Consider the following 17,543-nt stretch of genomic DNA (forward strand, 5'->3'; position numbering starts at 1 on the left):
AAGTTTTCACCGTGACCACCACGATCGACCTGGTGTCGTACGAGGACGCACTCGCTACGTACGACCCCGTCATGGGCCTCGAAGTCCATGTCGAACTCGGCACCAAGACGAAGATGTTCTGCGGCTGTTCGACCGAGCTGGGCGCCGAGCCCAACTCGCAGACCTGCCCGACCTGCCTCGGCATGCCCGGCGCCCTCCCGGTCGTCAACGCGACCGGTGTCGAGTCCGCCATCAAGATCGGCCTCGCGCTGCACTGCGAGATCGCCGAGTGGTGCCGCTTCGCCCGGAAGAACTACTTCTATCCGGACATGCCGAAGAACTTCCAGACCTCCCAGTACGACGAGCCGATCGCCTTCAACGGCTATCTGGACGTCCAGCTGGAGGACGGCGAAATCTTCCGCGTGCAGATCGAGCGCGCGCACATGGAGGAGGACACCGGTAAGTCGCTGCACGTCGGCGGTGCCACCGGCCGTATCCACGGCGCGTCCCACTCGCTGCTCGACTACAACCGGGCAGGCATCCCCCTCATCGAGATCGTCACCAAGCCGATCGAGGGCGCGGGCGAGCGGGCCCCCGAGGTCGCCAAGGCGTACGTCGCCGAGCTGCGCGAACTCATCAAGGCGCTCGGCGTCTCCGAGGCCCGTATGGAGCAGGGCCAGATGCGCTGCGACGTGAACCTGTCGCTGCGCCCGCACGGCCGCGAGAAGTTCGGCACGCGCTCCGAGACGAAGAACGTCAACTCCCTGCGTTCCGTGGAGCGTGCCGCCCGCTTCGAGATCCAGCGCCACGCCGCGGTGCTGAACTCCGGCGGCACGATCATCCAGGAGACCCGCCACTTCCACGAGGACACCGGGTCCACGACCTCGGGCCGCGTGAAGGAGGAGGCCGAGGACTACCGGTACTTCCCGGAGCCCGACCTCGTCCCCGTCGCCCCGTCCCGTGACTGGGTCGAGGAGCTGCGCGCCACGCTGCCCGAGCAGCCGCTGGCCCGCCGCAACCGGCTGCGCGAGGAGTGGGGAGTGAACGCCCACGACATGCAGTCGATGCTCAACGCCGGTGCCATCGACTCGATCGTCGCGACGATCGAGGCCGGTGCCGACTCCGGCTCCGCCCGCAAGTGGTGGATGGGCGAGCTGGCGCGCAGCGCCAACGAGTCGGGCAAGGCCCTGGAGGACCTGCCGATCACCCCGGCGCAGGTCGCCCGGGTGGCCGAGCTGGTCACCTCCGGTGATCTGAACGACAAGCTCGCCCGCCAGGTCATCGAAGGCGTCCTCGCCGGCGAGGGCACCCCGGACGAGGTCGTCGACAAGCGCGGCCTGAAGGTCGTCTCGGACGAGGGCGCGCTGACCGCCGCCGTCGACGAGGCCATCGCCGGGAACCCGGGCATCGCCGACAAGATCCGTGGCGGCAAGGTCCAGGCCGTCGGCGCGCTCGTCGGCGCGGTCATGAAGGCCACCCGCGGCCAGGCCGACGCGGCCCGTGTCAAGGAGCTCATCCTGGAGAAGCTGGGCGTCAGCGAAGGCTGAGATCCGGGTTTTCCCACATCCCAGGGGGTGCATCGCAACCGATGCACCCCCTGGGGTCTGTGTCGGCGTGCTCAGGTCAACGCGCTACGCTCGCGCGCCATGAGTGGAAGCACCGACTCCGAGACGCACGAACACAAAACGCACGACCGCGAGACGCGTGACGGCAGGGTCCAGGACCCGGTGGTTCAGCCCCCGCAGGTTCAGGACAAAGAGGAGCAGGACAAAGAGGAGCAGGACCGCGAGACGCCCGCCCGCGAGACGTCCGACCGCGGGGATCATGACCAAGAGGTTCATGACCAAGAGGTGCAGGGCGAAGAGGTGCAGGACGGCGAGGTTCAGGGCCAGGAGGATCCCGACCACGAGGATCAGGACCAGGAGATGCGCCGGGCCCGCTGGACCGCCGTCGGGACAGGAGCCCTGCTGACCGTCGCAGGGCTCGCCGCGTCGGCGATGCGCTCCACCACCTCCACGAGGGCCCTCATACCCCTCTCCTACGCCTCGGGAGCCGTCCTGTGCGCCGGCGCGTCGGTGCTCGGGGCCAAGGGCCGCACCCGGCGGGCGCTGTGGCTGATGATCGTCGGTGTGATGGTCATGGCCGTGGGTGACCAGCTCGACTGAGCGATGTCGGGCGGGGTGACAGAGCCCACAGGAATGTCCTGTGACATGAGTCGCAGTCCTGTGAGTAAGCCCACGAACGCGACAAAGGATCATTTACGGCTGTAAGAGTGATGGCGCATTAGTCATGCGTTCTTTGCGGGCAGTTCCCGATAAAGATCCAAAAATCCCCCCTGGGAGCTCGCTCGTGGCAGCCCTCGCACGTTGGTGTGTCCAGCATCGCCTCGTCGCCGTTCTTCTCTGGCTTCTGGCCTTCGGCGGTGTGACTGCCGCCGCTGCCGTGACGGGTTCCGCGTACTCGAACGACTACGAGGTCCCCGGCACCGAATCGGGCCACGCCACGCAGCTCCTGAACACCGGTTTCCCGGGCCTCGGCGGCGACAGCGACACCGTGGTCTGGCACACCGGCTCGGGCACCGTGCGCTCCGCCGGCGTCGAACAGCCGATGACCCGCGCCCTCGACAAGATCGAGAAGCTCCCCGGAGTGGCCTCCGTCGACAGCCCGTACGCGCACCAGGGGTCGGGCCGGACCGACTCGGACGGCCGGATCAGCTCGGACGGCCGGACGGCGTACGCGACCATCACCTTCGCCGACCGTGCCGAGAACCTCGACAAGGGCGAGGTCCAGGCCGTCGTCGGCGCCGCGAAGGCCGCCGAGACCAAGGGACTCGACGTCGAGCTGGGCGGCACCGCCATCGCCCTCACCAAACCGTCCGGCGGGCACCTGGCCGAGATCGTCGGCGTGGCCGTCGCCGCAGTGGTCCTCTTCCTCGCCTTCGGTTCGCTCGCCGCCTCCATGCTGCCCATCGCCACCGCCCTGGTCGGCGTGGGCACGGCGTACTTCGGCATCGTGCTCCTCGGGCACGCCATGACCGTCGCCGACTTCGCCCCCATGCTCGGCATGCTGGTGGGCCTCGGCGTCGGTATCGACTACGCGCTGTTCATCGTGACCAGACACCGGCGCGGCCTCAAACGCGGGCTGCCGGTGGCGGAGGCGGCGCAGAACGCCGTCGCCACCACCGGACGCGCGGTCGTCTTCGCCGGCGCCACCGTCTGCATCGCCCTGCTCGGCATGCTCATCCTGAGGCTCAGCTTCCTCAACGGCGTCGCGATCGCCGCCTCCCTGACCGTCGTCCTCACCGTCGCGGCCTCCGTGACCCTGCTGCCCGCACTGCTCTCCTTCATCGGTCCACGCGCACTCAGCCGCCGTGAACGGCGACGACTGGAGGAGCACGGGCCCGAGCCGGAGATGGCCACCGGGTTCGCCGCCCGCTGGTCCGCCTTCGTGGAGCGCCACCCCAAGCTGCTCGGTGCCGTGGCCGTCGTAGTGATGGCCCTGCTCGCCCTGCCCACGCTCTCGCTCCACCTGGGCACCTCCGACCAGGGCAACGACCCGAGGACGACGACCACCCGGCAGGCGTACGACCTCATCGGGCACGGCTTCGGTCCCGGAGTGAACGGGCCCCTGACCCTCGTCACCAAGGTCGGCGGCGCCGAGGACAGGCTCGCCCTGGACAACCTGGACACCACGCTGCGGGCCACCGAGGGTGTCGCCTCGGCGACCCCGGTGACGTACAACACCGCCGGTGACACCGCCCTCCTCACCGTCGTCCCGACCTCCGCGCCGCAGTCCCAGAAGACCAGCGATCTCGTCGACAGGCTGCGCACCGACGTCCTGCCGCGCGCCGAGTCGGGCACCGCCCTCGATGTCCAGGTCGGCGGTGTGACGGCCAGCTACGACGACTTCGCGGACGTCATCGTCAGCAAGCTCCCGCTCTTCGTCGGCGTCGTGATCAGCCTCGGCTGTGTCCTGCTGCTGCTCGCGTTCCGTTCGATCGGCATCCCGCTCAAGGCCGCGGTCATGAACATCGCCGCCGTCGCCGCCGCCTTCGGAGTCGTCGTCACGATCTTCCAGTGGGGCTGGGGGAGCGAACTGCTCGGCCTCGGCGCCGCCGGTCCCATCGAGCCGTTCCTGCCCGTGATCATGGTGTCGGTGCTCTTCGGGCTCTCCATGGACTACCAGGTCTTCCTGGTCAGCCGGATGTACGAGGAGTGGCTGGAGACCGGTGACAACCGGCGCGCCGTCCGGGTCGGCCTCGCCGAGACCAGCCGGGTGATCAACTCCGCCGCCGTCATCATGATCTCGGTCTTCCTCGCCTTCGTGCTCAGCGGCGACCGTGTCATCGCGATGTTCGGCATCGCCCTCGCCGCCGCCGTCGCCCTGGACGCCTTCATCCTGCGGACGCTCCTCGTCCCCGCCCTCATGCACCTGCTCGGCGACGCCAACTGGTGGCTGCCCCGCTGGCTCGACCGGAGGCTGCCGCGCATCAGCATCGAGCCCCCCGAGTGCCGTGCCGCGCATGAGAGGCTGGCCGAGGCCACGGACGCCGAGGCGGCCGACGTACTGGGCCGCGCGGCGGACGCCGAGGTGACGGACGTACTGACGAAGGAGCGGGATCGGGATGTACGCGATATCCCTGGGTGACGACGGAGCGGAACTGCGGCCCCTGGAGCCGTGGCACGCCGAGGAGTTCCTGGCCCACCTGGACCGGGGGCGCGAGTTCATCGGGCAGTTCATCCCCTTCGGGTCCAAGTCCACGGACGTGCCGTCCGCGCGGGCGCACCTCCAGAGGTACGCCGACATGCGCGCCGCCGGTACCGGGTCCCTGCACGGTCTGTGGCTGGAGGGGAAGCTCGTGGGCGGGGTGCTCTTCCTGAACTTCGACGCGGAACAGGGCAACTGCGAGGTCGGCTGCTGGCTGGAACCCGCCGCCTCCGGGCGTGGTCTGGTCACCCGGGCGATGAGGATCCTCATCGACTGGGCGGTCGAGGAGCGCGGGATCCACCGCGTGGAGTGGGTCGCCGCGGCGGGCAACGTCCCGAGCCTGAACGTGGCCCGGCGGCTCGGCATGAGCAGGGACGGCGTGCTCCGGGAGAAGCACCCCCATCGCGGGGTCCGGCACGACCTCGAGGTGTGGTCCGTGCTCGCGCCCGCGTGGCGTGCCGCACGCTCGGACGCCGCTCACGGAGAGCATTAAGGAACTTCTCAGACAGCGTCCGTACGGTGCGCTTCATGGGAACCAAGACAGTTGACGAAGCCGGGGCCGAGACCGGCACCGAGGCGAAGCGCGACGAGCAGACGGTGGACGTCACCGAGACCGACAGGGCCGAGGCGTCCACGGACAACGGGAGCGAGGCCGCGGCCGCCGGGACCGCGGCCGACGTCGAGGAGCGGAACGAGGCCGAGGAGCCGGACGAGGCCGACGAGGACCTCGTGGACGACTCCGCCGACGCGGCAAAGGACGCCGGTGTCGGCCAGGGTGCCGCCGCCGTGGTGTCCGCCGGACTCGGCGTGGTCTCGCTGACCGGCAGCTGGGTCGCCACCGTGGCCGCCGCCCGTGAGACCCTGATCGGCCAGCTCGGGACCTCGTCGACCGCGAGCGTTGCCACGCAGGTCAAGGAGGTCTACGGCGATGCCTGGGCGACCACCGCGCTGATCGGCGGCCTCTTCGCGCTGGCCGCGCTGATCGTCGGCGTCGTCGTGCTGGTCCGGCCCGCGTTCGGTGCCCCCGGCAAGGCGCAGGCCGCCTGGATCAAGTCCGTCGCCTGGGCGGGCGTCTCGCTCGGCGTCGTCGGACTGGTGCTCGCGGTCGCCAAGTACTCCGACATCATCCTCGGGCTGCCCTCCGCCGGCTGAATCCCGACCGCTCTGAGGGGCCTTAGGGCCGGCGTAAGCATCTGACCGCCGCCCTAAGGCCCTTCGCGTGCCCAAGATGCGGAACTCTCCCGATGTGGCGCACCCCCCTGGGAGACGAGGGTTGAGGCATCGCCGACGAGCGAGGCCGAAACCGACTCTTCACCAGGGGTACGAGATGTTCGAGTACGAGCTCCAGCAGATCCGGTCCGCGGAACTGATCAGCAGGGCCCAGACCTACCGGCTCGCCAAGGAGGCCGTGAGCGGCCGCCGGGCCGCCCGCCGCGCGGCCGCCCACCGGTCCGCACAGGACGACATGGAGGGGCAGTCCCATAGCGACCGTCCCCGCCGGCACCGGTCCGCCCGCGTCGTATGAGCACCGGGGCGCCCGTGGATAGACACGGGGCACCCGGACGTCCACAGGGTGTGCGGGAAGGCGGCCGAACGGCGGCCGGCCGTCTCCCGCCGGGCGGCCGGCCGGCGGGCGGGGCACTGCTCGCCGTCCCGATAACCGCTGCCGCCCTGTCGGACCCCTGTGCCATGCTCGGGCCCGTGGAGACCAGGTCCGTCAGCCCGGTGTTCGTCGGAAGAGCCGACGAACTGGGGATGTTGAACGAAGCGCTCGCCCGCGCCGCCGCGGGCGAGCCGCAGGCGTTGCTGCTCGGCGGCGAGGCCGGCGTCGGGAAGACCCGTTTCCTGGAGGAGTTCGCCACCGTCGCCGCCCGCGAGGGTGCCGTCGTCGCCTGCGGAGGCTGTGTCGAGATCGGCGCGGACGGCCTTCCCTTCGCACCGTTCTCCACCGCCCTGCGCGCCCTGCGCCGCAACCTGCCCGACGAGTTCGCCGCCGCGGCCGCCGGACAGGAGGAGGAACTCGCCCGGCTGCTCCCCGAGCTCGCGCAGACGACCCGGGGACGGCAGTACGAGGAGGACGGCATGGCCCGCCTCTTCGAGCTCACCGCCCGCCTCCTGGAGCGGGTCGCCGCGGACCGCACGGTCGTCGTCGTCCTCGAAGACCTGCACTGGGCCGACGCCTCCACCCGCCATCTGCTCGCCTACCTCTTCCGCACGCTGCGCAGCGGCCGCCTCGTCGTGATCGCCACCTACCGCGCCGACGACATCCACCGCCGCCACCCGCTGCGCCCCCTGCTCGCCGAGCTCGACCGCCTCCGCACCGTCCGCCGCATCGAGCTGGGCCGCTTCAGCCGGGCCGAGGTCGGCCGTCAGATCGCCGGAATCCTCGCCCGCGAACCCGACACCGCCCAGGCCGACGAGATCTTCGCCCGCTCCGACGGCAACGCCTTCTTCGTCGAGGAACTCGCCGTGGCCGCCCACGAAGGCTGTCGTACGGGGCTCACGGACACCCTGCGCGACCTGCTCCTCGTCCGCGTCGAAGGACTGCCGGAGAGCGCGCAGCGGGTCGCCCGGATCGTCGCCGAGGGCGGCAGCACCGTCGAGTACCCCCTGCTCGCCGCCGTGGCACAGCTCGCCGAGGACGACCTCATCGAGGCCCTGCGCGCCTGCGTCGGCGCCAACATCCTGATCGCCTCGCCCGGCGGCGACGGCTACCGCTTCCGCCACTCCCTGGTCCGCGAGGCCGTCAGCGACGACCTGCTGCCCGGCGAGCGCTCCCGCTTCAACCGCCGCTACGCCGAGGCCCTGGAGGCCGACCCGGCACTCGTACCGGCCGACGAGCGCGTCACCCGCCTGGCCAGCTACTGGTACCACGCACATGACGCCGCCAAGGCCCTGCCCGCCGTCCTCGACGCCTCGGTCGAAGCCCGCCGCCGGCACGCCCACTCCGAGCAACTGCGGCTCCTGGAGCGGGCGATGGAGCTGTGGGAGGTGGTCCCCGACGCCGTACGGGCCGAACTGCGCCCCATCGACTACGTGGAGGCCTACCCTCCCTGCGGCTGCGACCCCGCGACCACACCCCTGCGCTACCTCGACCTGATGGCCGAGGCCGCCGTCGCCGGCCGGCTGTGCGGGGAGCGCGAGCGTGCCCTGAAGACGACCAAGCGGGCACTGCACCTCCTGGAGGACGAGGGCGACCCGCTGCGCGCCGCGTGGTTCTGGATCCAGCGCTCGCGGCTCGTCCAGGCACAGGTCCGCGGCGACGGCTGGAAGGAACTCGCCACCGCCCAGGACCTGGTGCGCGGTCTGCCGCCCTCCGAGGTGCACGCCGAGGTCCTGTCCATGGTCGCCGCCTGGTGCATGGTCCATCAACCGGGCCACGGCGCCCTCTCCGCGGCCGAACGCGCCGTGGAGTACGCGCACATGGTGGGTGCCCGCGACACGGAGCTGAACGCCCGGCTCACCCTCGGCGGCCTGATGGTCGACGCGGGGGACGTCGAGGCCGGGCTCGCGGAGATGTACCGGGTCAGGGAGCGGGCGAACCGGCAGGGCGCCGCCTATGTCGTGGGCCGTCTGCACATCAACCTGCCCTCCCATCTGGAATCGGTCGGCCGCTCCCGCGAGGCCGTCACGATCCTGAGCGAGGGCATCGAACTCGCCTGTCGGAACGGCCTGTTGGACACCCAGGCCTGGGTCTGGGGCAACCTCTCCGAATCGCTGTACGCACTCGGCCGGTGGGACGAGGCCGCCGAAGCCGCGCGCAGCGCCCTGGCCATCGGACTCGGCGGCAAGGCCTCCGGTGTGGGCGCCTCCCGCCTCGCGCCCGTCGCCCTGGCCCGCGGTGACCTCATCGAGGCGGGACGCCAACTGGCCGCTGCCCGCGGCCACTTCGGCACCCACGACCCGATGCCGCAGCATTCCCTGCCGCTGCTGTGCGCCACCATCGGCATCGCCGCCGGCGAGGGCCGCTTCCTCGACGCCCGCGCCGTCCTGGAGCAGGCCCTGGACGCGGGCTTCCCGCCCGGCACCCAGCGCTACGGCTGGCCGCTGCTGCTGGCCGCCGTCACCGCGGAGGCCGACGCCCGCGGCCTGCCCGTCGCCGAACCCGGCCGCGCACCGACCCTGGAACGCATCCGTACGGCCGCGAAGACCCTGGCCACCGGCGCCCCCGTCTGGCTCGCCCACGCCGAATGGGTCCGCGCCGAACTCCAGCGGGCCGACGGCGTGAGCACCCCGGACCAGTGGTCCGAGGTGGTCGGGGCCCTCGAACCCCTGGAGCGCCCCTACGACCTCGCCCGGGTCCGCCTCCGCCTCGCCGAGGCCCTGCTGCTCACGGGCGCGGACGACGACGAGCGCGCCCGCGCCACGGAACTCCTCCGGCTGGCCCGCGCCGCCGCCGACCATCTCGGCGCCCGCCCGCTCGCCGACGCCGTCGCCCTGCTCGCCCAGCGCGCCCGCCTCACCCTGGAGCACGCCCCCGAACGGTCCCGGACCGCTCCCGCCGACCCCGCGGCCGCACTCGGCCTCACCAGCCGCGAGCGCGACGTCCTGCGCCTTGTCGCGGTCGGCCGCAGCAACCGCCAGATCGCCCAGGAACTCTTCATCTCCCCGAAGACGGCCAGCGTCCACGTCTCGAACATCCTGGCCAAGCTGGACGTCTCAGGACGGGGGGAGGCGGCGGCACTGGCCCACAGACTGCGGCTGTTCCCCCCGGAGACCCCGGCTGCCCGAGCGGTCGGCTGAGGGCCGCGCTGCGAGGGATCCGGGCCGAGGGAGGCGCCGTGTTCAACACGGGCCCGAGGCCCGGCCCGAGAGCCGGCCGGATCCTGAATCGGACCCGGAGTCCACGCCCAGCCCCCGCTTCCTACTTCACCTCCAGCTCCAGGAGTCGGTCGTCGCCCTTCACGGGGGTGCCGCGGCCGTCGGTCTCGCTCGTGGTCAGCCAGAGTTTGTCGCCGCCGGCGGAGACGACCGTACGGAGGCGGCCGTATGCGCCCTTCAGGAAGGCCTCGGGTGCCGCGGACGCCTTGGTGCCGTTCAACGGGATGCGCCACAGGCGGTGGCCCTTGAGGGCCGCCATCCATATGGAACCCCCGGCGTAGGCGATCCCGCTCGGGGAGGCCTCGTCGGTGTGCCACTGGACGATCGGGTTGTGGTACTTGGTGTTGTCGCTGATGCCTTCCACCACCGGCCAGCCGTAGTTGTCGCCCGGCTTGATCTGGTTCAGCTCGTCCCAGGTGTCCTGGCCGAACTCCGAGGCCCACAGCCGCTGTTTGTCGTCCCAGGCGAGGCCCTGGACATTGCGGTGCCCGTACGAGTACACGACCGAGTCGGGGAACGGATTGCCCGGCGCGGGCTCGCCCTCCGGCGTCATCCGCAGGATCTTCCCGCCGAGCGACTTCTTGTCCTGGGCCAGGCCCCGGTCACCCGTCTCGCCCGCGCCCGCGTACAGCATCCTGTCCGGACCGAACGCGATCCGCCCGCCGTTGTGGATCACGCCCTTGGGTATGCCCTTGAAGATCGTGTCCGGTGCGCCCAGCTGTTCGCCGGACGGCTTCCGCTCGTCGTACAGCACGCGGACGATGCGGTTGTCGGAGGCCGTGGTCAGGTACGCGTAGATCATGTGGTCGGAGGCGTAGTCGGGGGAGAGCGCGATACCCAGGAGACCGCCCTCGCCGGCCGGGGCCACCCCGGGGATCTCGCCCAGCACGGTCTTCTTGCCGGTCTTCTCGTCGATCCGGGTGATCGTCCCCTTGTCCCGCGAGGACACCAGCAGACCGCCCCCGGGCAGCGGTGCGAGGCCCCAGGGAGTGTCGAGATCCTCGGTGACGGTGCGCAGGACCTTCACCGAGCCCTTCGCGGGCGGTGTCTCCTCGGGGGCGGCGCTCCGGGAGGACGACGAGGTCGGCGCCGTACTCCCGATGCCCGGGAGCCCGCTCGGACCGGCCGAGCCCCCGCCGCCGCCGGAGGAACAGCCGGCTGTCACCAGAAGCGCGGTCGTGGCCAACACGACTGTCACTGTTCGAACTTGCACCATCAGTGTCCCTTCGACGCGGCGGTCCTCCTGTTCATACACCGCTCGCGTTCCACGGGTTCCCGATCACGGACGGGCAATTCCGCGCCGGGATCCGGAAGCGCCGCTCAGTCCCAGGATCCCAGTGCCCCCGGAAGCCCCGCCACCTCGGCGAGATCCTCCGCGGTCAGCCGCAGCCCGGCCGCCCCCGCGTTCTCGGTCACCCAGCGCTCACGCTTGGCTCCCGGAACCGGGACCACGTGCGGACCCTGCGCCAGGACCCACGCCAGCGCCACCTGCGCGGGCGTGACGGGACGGCCGCCGCCGTGCCGCCGGGCGACGCGCCGCAGACCGACCACGATGGGCTGGTTCGCGGCCATCATCTCGGCGGTGAAGCGCGGATGGCGGGCCCGCAGGTCGTCGGGCTCGAAGCCCTCGCCGGGGGTCAGCGTGCCGGTCAGGAAGCCGTTGCCGAGGGGCATCGCGGCGAGGAACCCGACCCCGCGCGCCGCACACCACGGCAGCAGCGCGTCCAGCGCCTCCGTCGACCACACCGAGAGCTCGGCCTGCACGGTACTCACCGGGAAGACCTGCTGCACCCGTTCCAGCTGCCGGATCGTTCCGTCGTGCAAACGTGCCCCCGCTCGGCGGGCGGACCGGGCACCCACCGCGCACAGCCCGAGCGAGCGCACCTTTCCGGCCGAGACGAGCTCTGCCATCGCGCCCCAGGTCTCCTCGACCGGCACTTCCGGGTCCGCGCGGTGCAGCTGATAGAGATCGATCACGTCCGTCTGGAGGCGGCGCAGCGACGCGTCGCACGCCCGCTTCACATAGCCGGGGCGGCCGTTGGCGACGATGTGCTGATCGCCCACCAGCAGGCCGACCTTGGTCGACACGAAGGCCTCGGAACGCCGCTCCTTGAGCACCCGTCCGACGAGCAGTTCATTGGTGAAGGGGCCGTACATGTCGGCCGTGTCGAGCAGTGTCGAACCCTGGTCGAGCGCCGCGTTCACCGCGCGCAGCGATTCCTCGCCGCGCTGTTGCGACCCGGTGTAGGCCCAGCTCATCGGCATGCATCCGAGCCCGACCGCCCCCACATCGAGCGCCGCTGCCCCGATCGTTCTGCGCTCCACCTGGCCGTGATCCTCCCTCGGTTGGCCCCCCAACCTAACCTCTGCGCGCATGGGCGCCTGGCATAACCTCCTGACCATGACTTCCGATGTCTGGCTTCCCTTTCACGCCGACGAGATCGACGGACTCCCCGAGGGCCCCAACTACCGCTTCTGGGACGGCGACCAGGAGTTTCCCGCGGATCCGGCCGACTGCGCGTTCTATGTCGTGCCCTATATGAAGCCGCCCGCCGTCTCGCAGCGGCCGATGTCCGAAATGACGTCGGTCCGGGCCGTGCAGACACTCTCCGCCGGCATCGACCACGTCCTGCCGAGTCTCAAGTCCCTTCCGCCCGGCGTGGTGCTCTGCAACGCCCGGGGGGTGCACGAGGCGAGCACGGCCGAGCTCACCCTCGCCCTGATCCTCGCCTCGCTGCGCGGCATCCCCGACTTCGTGCGGGGCCAGGACATGGAGGAGTGGCGCTCGGGCTTCCGCTCCTCGCTGGCCGACAAGTCCGTCCTCATCGTGGGGTACGGGTCGATCGGGTCCGCCATCGAGGACAGGCTCGTGCCGTTCGAGCTCGCGCGGGTCGCGCGCGTCGCACGCTCCTCCCGTGCCACGGCGCGCGGTCCCGTGCGCCCCCTCACCGAACTGCCCTCCCTGCTCCCCGAATCCGACATCGTGGTGCTGTCCACGCCCCTCACGGACGCCACCCGCGGCCTGGTGAACGCCGACTTCCTGTCCCGGATGAAGGACGGCGCACTCCTGGTGAACGTGGCCCGCGGCCCCGTCGTCGACACCTCGGCGCTGCTCACCGAGCTGGAGCGCGGGCGCATCACCGCGGCCCTCGACGTCACCGACCCGGAACCGCTGCCCCCGGGGCACCCGTTGTGGCATGCGCCCGGTGTGCTCATCAGCCCCCATGTCGGCGGGCCCACCTCGGCGTTCTGGCCGCGCGCCAAGCGGCTGCTGGCGGATCAGCTGACCCTTTTCGTGAACCGGGAGCCGCTGCGCAACGTGGTCCTTACCACCGGCACCTGAGCAACGTCCCGTTCGCTCCGAGTCCGCTTCGGGCACCCTCCGCAGTTCTCCGAATGCGGGCAGTGCCGACATAGCCCCTGGTCGTTACGGAGCGTAGAGGAACTATGTCCCTGAGTGACGAGGCTGGTGTATCGTCCCGACAGGGGCTGCGCCGCGCACCGTTCGGCGCCGGGGACGGACATTGAGACTGCGAGGGGGGCGACGGGCGATGTACGGCCTATGGACCAACGATCCGACGCGGCGGGGCCGCCGCCGACGACCCTGGCGCGCGGCCGCGCACAGCCGCGGCCACGGCGGCCATCACCACCGCAGGCCCGGCGGCCGCCGGAGGCACGCGCACCCGGCACACCGGGACCAGCGGGACCCCGGGGCACGGACCGGGTGGGCCCGGTGAGCTCCCCAGGGGTGCTGCTGACCCGTCGGACGGTCTTCGACGGCGGGACGGGCCTGTTCTCGCAACTCGTGCTGGCCCTGGTGTGCGCGGGATACGCCGTCGGTTCCGCGCTCGGCTGGGGTTCCACGAGTCTCGCGTTGGTCATGGGCGACTTCGGGCTGAGCGTCGCGGCGGCCACCGCGGCGGTCTCCTGCTTCCTCTACGCCCGCAGTCGCCGCAGCCGTTTCCGACCCGCTTGGCTGCTGTTCGCGCTCTCCTCGGCGATGGCCTCGCTCGGAAACCTGGTCTGGGGGTGGTACGAGGTCGTCCTCGACCGCCCCGTTCCCACCCCGAGCTACGCCGACCTCTTCTTCCTCTGCTTCGCGCCCCCCGCGATCGTCGGGCTGCTGGTGCTGGCCAAGCGGCCCGTCACCAAGGCGGGCTGGGTGTGTCTCGCGCTGGACGCCTGGCTCATCGGCGGATCGCTGCTCACCCTCTCCTGGAGCCTGGCGCTCGCCCAGGCCGCGAAGTTCGACGGGCCGAGCGTCGCGCACACCGCGCTGTCGCTCGCGTACCCGCTGCTGGACATCGCGCTGGTCAGCATGGTTCTCGCGCTGCACTTCAGGCGTTCGTCGGTGAACAGGTCGGCGGTGAACACCGCGATCGGGGCGCTCGCCCTGACCGTGATGTGCGACGCCCTGTTCACCTCGCCCCTCCTGCACAACAGCTACCACTCGGGTCAGCTCCTCGACGCGGGCTGGTTCGCCGGCTCGCTGCTCCTCGCGTACGCCCCCTGGGTCGTCACCCGGCACGGGCACGACACCGACGGGCAGGACATCGACGAGCACGACCTCGACGAGTACGGCCCGGACCGGCACGGCATGGATCCGCACGGCTCGTACGAGCAGGGCTCGGAGGACCACGCGCGCGTGGTGCACGAGCGCATCCCGGGACAGCGCCGGGAAGGACAGCACGGGCCTCCGGGAAGCCACGCGCCGTACGGATCACCGGGAGCCTCGCCGGAGGGCCCCGGGTCCGGCGAACCCCAAGGACAGCACGGCGAGCCGGAGCGCCGGTACGAGCGACAGCAGGGCGGACACGCGCACGCGAATCCCCAGGGCCCCGGACAGGGCCGCTACCCGGCGACGCGACCGATCACCGGATCGCTGGCCGCGCTGACGCCCTATCTGGCCGCCGCCGTCTGCACGTTGGGGATCCTCTACAACATTCTGAACGGACGCAATGTGGACCGCGTGGTGCTCGTCACCGCCGGCCTCGTCGTGCTCGCCCTCGTGGTGCGCCAGGGCATCATGCTGCTCGACAACATCACCCTCACCCAGGAGCTGGCCCAGAAGGAGAACCACTTCCGCTCCCTGGTGCAGGGTTCGAGCGACGTCATCATGATCGCCGCACCGAACGGCATCCTGAGATACGTCAGCCCGGCCGCGGCAGGGGTGTACGGCCGCGACGCCGAGGAACTCGTCGGCTCCGAGCTCGCCTCGCTCATCCACCCCGAGGACCTCGGCTGCGTGGTCCACGAAGTGCGGCGCTTCCTCGCGGCCAGTCATGCCGAGGAACCCACGACTCGCATCGAGTGCCGGTTCCGGTCCGGCGACGGCGGCTGGCTCAACGTGGAGTCCACCGTCAACCGGCACCACGGCGGCCTGATCTTCAACAGCCGTGATGTCACCGAACGCGTCCGGCTCCAGGCGCAGTTGCAGCACAACGCCGAGCACGACCCGCTCACCGACCTGCCCAACCGCGCGCTGTTCACCCGGCGCGTCCAGCAGGCCCTGTCCGGGCGCCGCTCCTCCGACCGGGGCACCGCAGTCCTCTTCATCGACCTCGACGGCTTCAAGGCCGTCAACGACACGATCGGACACCAGGCCGGCGACGAGCTGCTCGTCCAGGCCGCCCGCAGGCTCCAGGACTCCGTCCGGCACGGCGACACCGCCGCCCGGCTGGGCGGGGACGAGTTCGCGGCCCTCATCGTCGGCGACGGAGGCCGCGACCGCACCGCCCGTGAGCAGCAGATACTGGAACTCGCCGACCGTCTGCGGATCAGGCTCTCCCAGCCCTACTGCATCGACGGCAACGATGTCCGGGTCGCAGCCTCCATCGGCGTCGGCTTCGCCGAACCCGGCCTGGGCGCCGGGGAGCTGCTGCGCAACGCCGACCTCGCCATGTACCGCGCGAAGGCGGCCGGAAAGGGCCGCGTCGAGCTGTACGCGCCGCAGATGCAGCAGGACGTGGTCCGCAAGGCGGAGCTGGCGACCCGGCTGCGCTCCGCCCTCCAGGACGGCGAGTTCGCCCTGCTGCACCAGCCCGTGGTGTCGCTGGAGAACGGCCGGATCGCGTCGGTCACCGCACAGGCGCGCTGGCGTTCCTCCCAAGGGGTGCTCTTCACGCCCGCCGAGTTCCTGCGCGTCGCCGAGGACAGCGAAAGGACCGCCGAGCTGGGCCGCTGGATGCTCGACGAGGCCGTCGAGCAGGCCGCCGAGCGCACCGCCGCGGGCATCGCGGTGCCGGTCGCGGTCCGGATGACGGCCCGACGCCTGCTGGACCGCTCGATGCCGCTGGGCTCCGTGGAGTCCCTGCTCACCCGGCACGGGCTCGCCTCGGGCGGCCTGATCGTCGAGCTGTCCGACGCCGATCCGCGGGTCCCCCTGGACGAGCTGGAGCGCCGGCTGAACGCGCTCAGGCGTCTGGGGGTGCGGATCGCCCTGGACGGCTTCGGCAGCGGCTACGCGGCGATCACGGCGCTGAGGCGGCTCCCCGTCGACGTGCTGCGACTCGACAGGAGTCTGGTCGAGGGAGTCGTCGAGTCCGCCCGGCTGCACAAGATCACCAGTGGGCTGCTGCGGATCGCCACCGATCTGGGGCTGCAGTCCGTGGCCGACGGGGTGGATCTTCCGGAGCAGGTCGTCGCCCTGCGCGCGATGGGGTGCACCCATGGGCAGGGCATGGCGTTCTCCGGGCCGCTGGACGAGTACCGGCTGCGCAGAGCGCTTTCTTCCGGCCATTATCCGGTGCCCAACGGACCGGCCGAGCCGGTGTTCGCTGGTGGCGGCGCCGGGGTGTATACGAGTGGAGTGCCCGTTGTTCTGGGGGGTGGAACGGCCCTCCGCTCACATAATGAGACTCCCGTCCCACCCACTTGACAGTCGGTGTGTGCCGGGGGGAGGGTCAATGCCATGCGCACCCGAATTCTCGTACTTGGAAAGCGCGTCGGCTGAAGCTAGGTGGTCACCGGAAATGTCCGGAACACCCAGCGACCGCACCCGGCGCGCTCCCCTCGCTTGCCTCACGGCACGAGGGGTTTTTTGTTGCACAGGCACCAGTCGTACATCGCACAAAAGACGCAAAAACCCTCAGCATCGAGAAGAGAATGCCGATGACCGAGCAGGCCACCGGGGCCCACCATCCGCAGCCGCGGCCCCGTTCCGGAGGACAGCAGTCCGCCCCCGAGCACGTCACGGGTGCGCAGTCCCTCATTCGCTCGCTCGAGGAGGTCGGGGCCGAGACTGTATTCGGCATTCCCGGTGGTGCGATCCTTCCGGCCTACGATCCGCTGATGGATTCCCGCCGGGTGCGGCATGTGCTCGTGCGCCATGAGCAGGGTGCGGGCCATGCGGCCACCGGTTACGCGCAGGCCACCGGCAAGGTCGGTGTCTGTATGGCGACCAGTGGCCCGGGTGCGACCAATCTGGTCACGCCGATCGCGGACGCGCACATGGACTCGGTGCCGCTCGTGGCGATCACCGGGCAGGTCGCGTCCAAGGCGATCGGCACGGACGCGTTCCAGGAGGCGGACATCGTCGGCATCACCATGCCGATCACCAAGCACAATTTCCTGGTCACCAAGGCCGAGGACATCCCGCGGACGATCGCGGAGGCCTTCCACATCGCCTCCACCGGCCGGCCGGGTCCGGTCCTTGTCGACATCGCCAAGGACGCCCTCCAGGCGCGGACCGTCTTCCAGTGGCCGCCGGCCCAGGACCTGCCCGGTTACCGTCCGGTGACCAAGCCGCACGCCAAGCAGATCCGTGAGGCCGCCAAACTGCTGACCCAGGCCAGGCGGCCCGTTTTGTATGTCGGCGGCGGTGTCCTGAAGGCGAACGCGACCGCCGAGCTGAAGGTCCTCGCGGAACTCACCGGAGCGCCCGTCACCACCACCCTGATGGCGCTCGGCGCATTCCCCGACAGCCACCCGCTGCATGTGGGAATGCCGGGCATGCACGGTTCGGTCACCGCCGTCACCGCGTTGCAGAAGGCCGACCTGATCGTCGCCCTCGGGGCCCGCTTCGACGACCGGGTCAC

General features: G+C 71.0%; 12 protein-coding genes. 10 read left to right on the forward strand and 2 right to left on the reverse strand.

The genetic code is table 11. The features are described from left to right. Window positions 1-11: 11 nt before the first annotated feature. The 7 genes from gatB to ACFYR3_RS34895 all read left to right on the forward strand — a co-directional run bounded on the left by gatB (window position 12) and on the right by ACFYR3_RS34895 (window position 9,429). Window positions 12-1,526, forward strand: a complete 1,515-nt coding sequence (gatB, locus tag ACFYR3_RS34865; RefSeq protein ID WP_355856847.1) for an Asp-tRNA(Asn)/Glu-tRNA(Gln) amidotransferase subunit GatB — start codon at window positions 12-14, stop codon at window positions 1,524-1,526. Between the two features lie 99 nt (window positions 1,527-1,625). Continuing rightward, window positions 1,626-2,144, forward strand: coding sequence for a hypothetical protein (locus ACFYR3_RS34870; protein ID WP_389285909.1), 519 nt, complete (start codon window positions 1,626-1,628; stop codon window positions 2,142-2,144). Between the two features lie 184 nt (window positions 2,145-2,328). Beyond that, the gene (locus tag ACFYR3_RS34875) at window positions 2,329-4,626 is read left to right on the forward strand and encodes an MMPL family transporter (protein ID WP_355856853.1); all 2,298 of its coding nucleotides are present in this window, start codon (window positions 2,329-2,331) and stop codon (window positions 4,624-4,626) included. Beyond that, on the forward strand, window positions 4,604-5,179 hold the full coding sequence (locus tag ACFYR3_RS34880; protein ID WP_355856856.1) for a GNAT family protein: 576 nt from the start codon (window positions 4,604-4,606) through the stop codon (window positions 5,177-5,179). The genes ACFYR3_RS34875 and ACFYR3_RS34880 overlap by 23 nt, the downstream gene beginning before the upstream one ends. 35 nt (window positions 5,180-5,214) lie before the next feature. After that, the gene (locus ACFYR3_RS34885) at window positions 5,215-5,838 is read left to right on the forward strand and encodes a hypothetical protein (RefSeq protein WP_355856859.1); all 624 of its coding nucleotides are present in this window, start codon (window positions 5,215-5,217) and stop codon (window positions 5,836-5,838) included. Between the two features lie 175 nt (window positions 5,839-6,013). Continuing rightward, the gene (locus tag ACFYR3_RS34890) at window positions 6,014-6,211 is read left to right on the forward strand and encodes a hypothetical protein (RefSeq protein WP_355856862.1); all 198 of its coding nucleotides are present in this window, start codon (window positions 6,014-6,016) and stop codon (window positions 6,209-6,211) included. Window positions 6,212-6,375: 164 nt separating this feature from the next. Then, complete coding sequence (locus tag ACFYR3_RS34895; protein WP_355856865.1) at window positions 6,376-9,429, forward strand: AAA family ATPase; 3,054 nt, start codon at window positions 6,376-6,378, stop codon at window positions 9,427-9,429. 121 nt (window positions 9,430-9,550) lie between these two features. Here the strand turns inward: ACFYR3_RS34895 and ACFYR3_RS34900 are convergent, their stop codons facing one another. Together ACFYR3_RS34900 and ACFYR3_RS34905 are read right to left on the reverse strand one after the other, a co-directional pair. Next, window positions 9,551-10,723, reverse strand: coding sequence for a PQQ-dependent sugar dehydrogenase (locus ACFYR3_RS34900; protein WP_389285912.1), 1,173 nt, complete (start codon window positions 10,721-10,723; stop codon window positions 9,551-9,553). Window positions 10,724-10,827: 104 nt separating this feature from the next. After that, window positions 10,828-11,832 (reverse strand): aldo/keto reductase, encoded by a 1,005-nt coding sequence (locus ACFYR3_RS34905; protein WP_355856871.1) that lies wholly within the window; start codon window positions 11,830-11,832, stop codon window positions 10,828-10,830. Between the two features lie 76 nt (window positions 11,833-11,908). On the opposite strand from ACFYR3_RS34905, the gene ACFYR3_RS34910 reads away from it, so the two are divergent. The 3 genes from ACFYR3_RS34910 to ACFYR3_RS34920 form a co-directional block, all read left to right on the forward strand. Next, window positions 11,909-12,850, forward strand: a complete 942-nt coding sequence (locus ACFYR3_RS34910) for a 2-hydroxyacid dehydrogenase (RefSeq protein WP_389285914.1) — start codon at window positions 11,909-11,911, stop codon at window positions 12,848-12,850. A gap of 219 nt (window positions 12,851-13,069) precedes the next feature. Further along, window positions 13,070-16,384, forward strand: a complete 3,315-nt coding sequence (locus tag ACFYR3_RS34915) for a putative bifunctional diguanylate cyclase/phosphodiesterase (protein ID WP_389285916.1) — start codon at window positions 13,070-13,072, stop codon at window positions 16,382-16,384. Between the two features lie 227 nt (window positions 16,385-16,611). Beyond that, window positions 16,612-17,543, forward strand: a 932-nt coding sequence (locus ACFYR3_RS34920; protein WP_389285918.1) for a thiamine pyrophosphate-binding protein, incomplete at its 3' end; no start/stop codon positions are given.

Origin of the sequence: Streptomyces sp. NPDC005784, from assembly GCF_042871525.1 — a bacterium.
Taxonomy (GTDB): Bacteria; Actinomycetota; Actinomycetes; order Streptomycetales; family Streptomycetaceae; genus Streptomyces.

Coding starts and splice junctions, on each gene's coding strand:
- ACFYR3_RS34870 (WP_389285909.1), top strand. CDS start 1,626: ATGAGTGGAAGCACCGACTCCGAGACGCACGAACACAAAACGCACGAC.
- ACFYR3_RS34885 (WP_355856859.1), top strand. CDS start 5,215: ATGGGAACCAAGACAGTTGACGAAGCCGGGGCCGAGACCGGCACCGAG.
- ACFYR3_RS34890 (WP_355856862.1), top strand. CDS start 6,014: ATGTTCGAGTACGAGCTCCAGCAGATCCGGTCCGCGGAACTGATCAGC.
- ACFYR3_RS34895 (WP_355856865.1), top strand. CDS start 6,376: ATGCTCGGGCCCGTGGAGACCAGGTCCGTCAGCCCGGTGTTCGTCGGA.
- ACFYR3_RS34915 (WP_389285916.1), top strand. CDS start 13,070: ATGGACCAACGATCCGACGCGGCGGGGCCGCCGCCGACGACCCTGGCG.
- ACFYR3_RS34900 (WP_389285912.1), bottom strand. CDS start 10,723: ATGGTGCAAGTTCGAACAGTGACAGTCGTGTTGGCCACGACCGCGCTT.
- ACFYR3_RS34910 (WP_389285914.1), top strand. CDS start 11,909: ATGACTTCCGATGTCTGGCTTCCCTTTCACGCCGACGAGATCGACGGA.
- ACFYR3_RS34880 (WP_355856856.1), top strand. CDS start 4,604: ATGTACGCGATATCCCTGGGTGACGACGGAGCGGAACTGCGGCCCCTG.